Source organism: Actinomycetota bacterium, from assembly GCA_040755895.1.
Lineage (GTDB): Bacteria > Actinomycetota > Aquicultoria > Subteraquimicrobiales > Subteraquimicrobiaceae > Subteraquimicrobium.
The window spans coordinates 1-5,259 of the sequence record JBFMAG010000079.1; the positions used below are offsets into that span (position 1 = coordinate 1).

Annotated in this window: 4 protein-coding genes; all 4 read left to right on the top strand. The window is 44.8% G+C overall.

The window, feature by feature from the left end; translation table 11 throughout:
- The coding region (locus AB1466_03665; GenBank protein ID MEW6189195.1) for a LytR C-terminal domain-containing protein at positions 1 to 1,473 on the top strand (1,473 nt) is incomplete at its 5' end.
- A gap of 85 nt (positions 1,474 to 1,558) precedes the next feature.
- Positions 1,559 to 2,848 carry a UDP-glucose/GDP-mannose dehydrogenase family protein gene (locus tag AB1466_03670; protein ID MEW6189196.1) on the top strand — a complete coding sequence of 430 codons (1,290 nt, stop codon included), beginning with the start codon at positions 1,559 to 1,561 and terminating at the stop codon, positions 2,846 to 2,848.
- Positions 2,845 to 3,801 carry a UDP-glucuronic acid decarboxylase family protein gene (locus AB1466_03675; GenBank protein ID MEW6189197.1) on the top strand — a complete coding sequence of 319 codons (957 nt, stop codon included), beginning with the start codon at positions 2,845 to 2,847 and terminating at the stop codon, positions 3,799 to 3,801. The genes AB1466_03670 and AB1466_03675 overlap by 4 nt, the downstream gene beginning before the upstream one ends.
- A complete protein-coding gene (galU, locus tag AB1466_03680) occupies positions 3,798 to 4,652 on the top strand; it encodes a UTP--glucose-1-phosphate uridylyltransferase GalU (GenBank protein MEW6189198.1) in 855 nt (284 codons plus the stop codon). Before AB1466_03675 ends, galU begins: the two co-directional genes overlap by 4 nt.
- The last annotated feature ends 607 nt before the right edge of the window (positions 4,653 to 5,259 follow it).

Consider the following 5,259-nt stretch of genomic DNA (forward strand, 5'->3'; position numbering starts at 1 on the left):
AGCTTTGAGGCGAAAGTGGTAAAGATGGGACCTTGGTTGGTTTCAGTTATAGGAATTATTGGCGGGTTTTTACTTTTATTGATGGGTATCTACATCTATCGAAGGTCCGTCTTCAGGGAGTCAAAATCATCTCCTGAGGAGGGGGCATTTTCGGTTTCGAAGATTACCGATGATAAAGCGAGGGAATATTATCGGCTGGAGATAAAAATCCCCACGATCCCCACGCGCTTAATGGATTTTATTCCAAGCACTCGCTTTTGTCTCTATACAATAGCGGCTTTGCTTGCCGGTGCTATACTCTTTAGCACGTTTTTTGGGAATATATCAATTTTTGGATTCATAATACGCCTTCGGTATCTCCTCATCATGTATTTCATCTTCTGCTTGGCTTACAAGATAGATTCCAGAATCTCTATAGGAATTGCTTTATTCTTGTTGGCATGTTGTCCGATTCTGTTGATACGGGGAAACGACGCCGGAGCAAATTATGCTGCCATGGTGGCTTATGCCTTTCTAGCCATGGGTGTATTCTTCCAACTAATCGAGTATTTCAGGGAGAGGAGAGTATCAGTTGAGGAGGAAGAATTTGAAAGACCCGTGCATGAGCCAAGGATGGCAGCTACCAAATCTACAAGGAAGATACCATACAGGCTTTCATCGCGTGCTGTTATTGCTCGCAGAAAGGCTAGACTTCGAGCTTTGGTGAGATTAGCAGCTTTGCTTGTTGCCATGTTTTGTCTGATTGGTGGTCTCTATGCTGCGGGACACTGGCTCTTTGTTAGTAGAAAAGCGCAAAAGATTGTGCCAGAGGCGACAAAGAAAGCCGAGCGAGCATCCCAAACTAAAGTAGTGAAGGCAAAACCCGAGGCTAAACCAGCATTAGAAATCGATAAGAGCAAAATTAAAATTCAAGTGTTAAATGGAAATGGTGTTCAAGGAGAAGCCGCAAGGATCGCTGATATTTTAAGGGAAAGTGGTTTTAATATCCAAACCGTTGGGGATGCAGGCTATGATGCTTATCCCAATACCATTATTCGTCATAAACCAGGGCAAGAGGATGTGGCAAAACTTGTGGTTAAAGAAATTGCATCATTTTATCCAGCTTTGTTTTATCCAAATCTTGCTGATTCAGATGTGGATATTGTGGTTATACTGGGAAGGGATAAAAAAGGTGGGTTGGTTGCTGAGCCAGTTGTGGATAAAAGCAGGGCAAGGATAGATGTTCTTAATGGGAACGGAATCGCGGGTTCAGCCAAAGAGATCGCTGATCTTCTTAAAAGAAATGGTTTTAACATCAGGGATGTTCGAGATGCCGACAGGTATGATTATGCTCAGACCATCATCTGTTACAGAACAGCGAATAAGGATGTTGCGCAATTGGTCGCCGATCAGATCAAAGCCAAATACTCCGCAATTTTGAGAGGGGATTCCTCAATCCAGGCGGACATTATCGTGATATTGGGAAGAAGATAAAGGACACATGTAGGGCGGGACTCCGTGCCCGCCCAAAAACATTGGCGGGGACAAGGCCCCGTTACTACATGAGGAGCGATTGAGGGTGAAAATCTGCATCATTGGTGTGGGATACGTGGGATTAGTCACTGGAGCTTGCTTCGCCGATATTGGTCACGATGTAATTTGTGTTGACGTCGATTCGGATAAGATTTCCAAGCTAAGAGCTGGAATCATCCCCATCTATGAACCCGGGCTAGACCAGATTGTAACCAGGAATCAAAAGACGGGAAGAATTATGTTCTCAACTGATATCACGGTGGGGGTTCAAAAGTCGGATATGATTTTCATCACGGTGGGCACGCCTCCTGACAAAACCGAAGCCGCTGACCTTACCCATGTAAAAGCAGCGGCGGGAGAAATAGCCCGGGCAATGAATGGCTATAAGGTCATCGTCAATAAGAGCACCATGCCTCTGGGTTCAACGAAATTGGTTCAAGGGATAATCGAGGAGAGCAAGATAAATCCCCATCATTTTGAGGTGGTCTCCAATCCAGAATTCTTGAGGGAAGGCTCAGCTGTCGAAGATTTTCTCCATCCCGACAGAATCATCATAGGCACCCATAGCCAAAAAGCAGCCGAGGTTATGACCGAGCTCTACTCTCCATTTAACGCCCCCGTCCTCGTTATGGACCCAGTGAGTGCAGAGTTAATAAAGTATGCATCCAATGCGTTTTTGGCAACCAAAATATCCTTTATAAATGCCATTGCAAATATTTGTGAGAAGGTGGGAGCGGATGTGAGAGAAGTGGCTTTAGGCATGGGATATGACAAACGCATTGGTTTTGAATTCTTCAATGCTGGACCCGGGTGGGGAGGAAGTTGTCTACCAAAGGATTGCAAAGCCCTCGTCAAAATCGCGGAAAATTATGGATACGATTTTCAACTTCTGAAAGGCACCATTCAAATTAATGAGAATCAGAAAAGGTTCATTGTAACGAAGGTTCGAGAACTTTTGGGCAATCTCAAGGGCAAGGATATAGGCATACTGGGCTTATCTTTTAAACCCAATACCGATGATATTAGAGACTCACCCGCAATCGACATCGTCCGCCATTTGCGAGCTGAAGGTGCATCAATAAAGGCATATGACCCCGTGGCGATGGAGAACGCCGAGCACATTTTAAAGGGTGTAAAATTCGTCCATGATGCATATGAGGCGGCGAAAGACAGTGATATCCTACTTTTGTTGACCGAATGGGACCACTTTAAATGGCTAGATTTTAAAAAGATTAAATCCTTGCTTAAAAAACCAATTTTATTTGATGCCAGAAACTATCTGGATTCTAATGCTCTGAAGCACTTGGGGTTCATCTATAGAGGGGTTGGAAGATGAGGGTGTTGGTTACGGGGGGAGCTGGCTTCATAGGTTCTCATCTATGCGACGCGCTCATTGAGAAAGGACATCATGTAATTTGCATCGATAATTTCCTCACTGGATCAAGAGAAAACATCGAACATTTGCTAGATAACGAGAATTTTGAACTCATCGAACACGATTTAACTATTCCTCCATCGACCTTTGACTCTCAACCACTGACCATCGACTGCATTTTCCACCTTGCGAGCCCCGCTAGTCCGGTAGATTTCTCAAAGTTATCAATCGAAACATTGATGGTAAATTCATTGGGTACTTACCATATGCTCGAGTTGGCTAGAAAAAATGGGGCAAAAATACTGCTTGCATCGACTTCAGAGATTTATGGGGATCCAAAGGTTAGTCCTCAATCCGAAACTTATTGGGGAAATGTTAATCCCGTGGGTTCTCGCAGTTCCTACGATGAAGCCAAGCGTTTTGCCGAGGCTTTGGTCATGGCTTATTATCGCCGATATGATCTGGAGGTTGTGATAGTCCGCATATTCAACACGTACGGACCACGGATGAGAAGGCAGGATGGTAGGGTAATCCCAAATTTCATACAGCAAGCTTTGGATAATAGCCCCATCACCGTATATGGTGATGGTTCGCAAAGTCGCAGTTTTTGCTACATCGATGATTTGGTAGATGGTTTGCTTAAAGCGATGTTCTCTAAGAGTGCAAAGGGTGAAATCATAAATTTGGGCAATCCGCATGAAATCGAAGTATTAGAACTCGCTCATCTTATTAAGGAGATGTGTAATTCTAATTCGGAGATAATTTTTCTTCCTCTTCCTCCCGACGATCCTTCACAACGTCGACCGGATATCGAAAAGGCAAGGAAATTGTTGGGTTGGGAACCAAAGGTATCTTTGAATGAAGGTCTTAAAAGTGTAATAGAGTGGTTTGAGGAGAGAGGTGTTTGCAAATGAAAGCAATTATTCCGGCGGCGGGTTTTGGAACAAGGTTGCTTCCGGCAACCAAGGCTCAGCCAAAGGAGATGCTCCCCGTCGTCGATAAGCCAATCATCCAGTACGTTATCGAGGAAGCTGTGGCTTCGGGGATTGAAGATATCTTGGTGATCACCGGGCGGGGCAAAAGAGCCATAGAAGACCATTTCGACAAATCCTTTGAGCTTGAGTATTTTTTGAGGGAGGAAGAAAAGCACGATTTTTTGACGCACGTGCAAGGTATCGCCGACCTCGCCGATATCCATTACATCAGGCAGAAGGAGCTGCGGGGTTTGGGACACGCTGTTCTCTGTGCTCGGAAACATCTCGGCAATGAACCCTTTGCCGTTTTATTGGGGGATACCATCACTTTAATGGACATTCCCTGCACGAGAACATTGTTGGACATATTCAAGGAGTGCGGCTCGCCGATTATAGCTGTGGAGGAAGTATCCCGCGATAAGGTGAAAAGATATGGTATCATCGATGGATATCCCATTGGCGGCGGGATTTACAGGGTCGAAAACTTGATTGAGAAGCCTTCTTTGGAAGAAGCCCCCTCGAATTTAGCCATTTTTGGGCGGTATATCCTGACCCCTGAGATCTTTGACTGCCTTGAGAGGACGCCACCCGGCAGGAATAACGAGATTCAGCTCACCGATGCCTTGAGATTGCTCCTCGCCGAGCAGAATATTTATGCCTACAAAGTTGAAGGAAAGAGGTATGATATTGGAAGCAAGATAGATTGGCTTAAAGCAAACATCGAGATAGCCCTCGCGAGGAACGATTTGAGAGAGGACTTAACGGATTACTTGAAGATGTTGCATAGTTAATTAGTATAAATACATCGGATTTGTAGGCGGGGGCTTGTCCCCCGCTATAGCTTTGGGCGGGCACGGAGTCCCGCCCCTACATTGAGTTTGCTTTGGCTTCGTCTCGCAACCGCTTCGCTCCTCGCAATGACTTTGAGATTGCTTCACTTCGTTCGTAATGACTGCTCAGGATGTCATTGCGAGTCCTCCTAGGGGCGTACCCTATATTTCTTGGTAAAACTTTCACGAGTTCCCTCACTCCGCTCGGACAAGCTTTGTGTTCATAAACTCTTTTTATTGTTGGTCATTATGTAGACATATGCCTTTTTGCTCATGATCACCATTGTAACATGGAGATTGCTTCGGGAACTAACGTCCCTCGCAATGACGGAGAGTGATAATATGAGATTGTTCGCCTTCGGCTCGCAATGACGAGAAGAGAAGAACGCAATGACGAGAAGAGCGCAATGACGAGAAGAGGAGGGCTCGCAATACATAAAGAATGATTTCTGCCTACCATTTTTGGAAAAACACAAATCTTGATAGAATTAAACCATAAACTGTGAACGGGGAACTTTAAAGGAATAAAATGGATTTAGTCTCGGTTGTCATTGTGAATTGGAATGGG

Bases quoted from the DNA above. Each gene is read 5' to 3' on its own strand.
- AB1466_03675 (MEW6189197.1), top strand. From the start codon at position 2,845: ATGAGGGTGTTGGTTACGGGGGGAGCTGGCTTCATAGGTTCTCATCTA.
- galU (MEW6189198.1), top strand. From the start codon at position 3,798: ATGAAAGCAATTATTCCGGCGGCGGGTTTTGGAACAAGGTTGCTTCCG.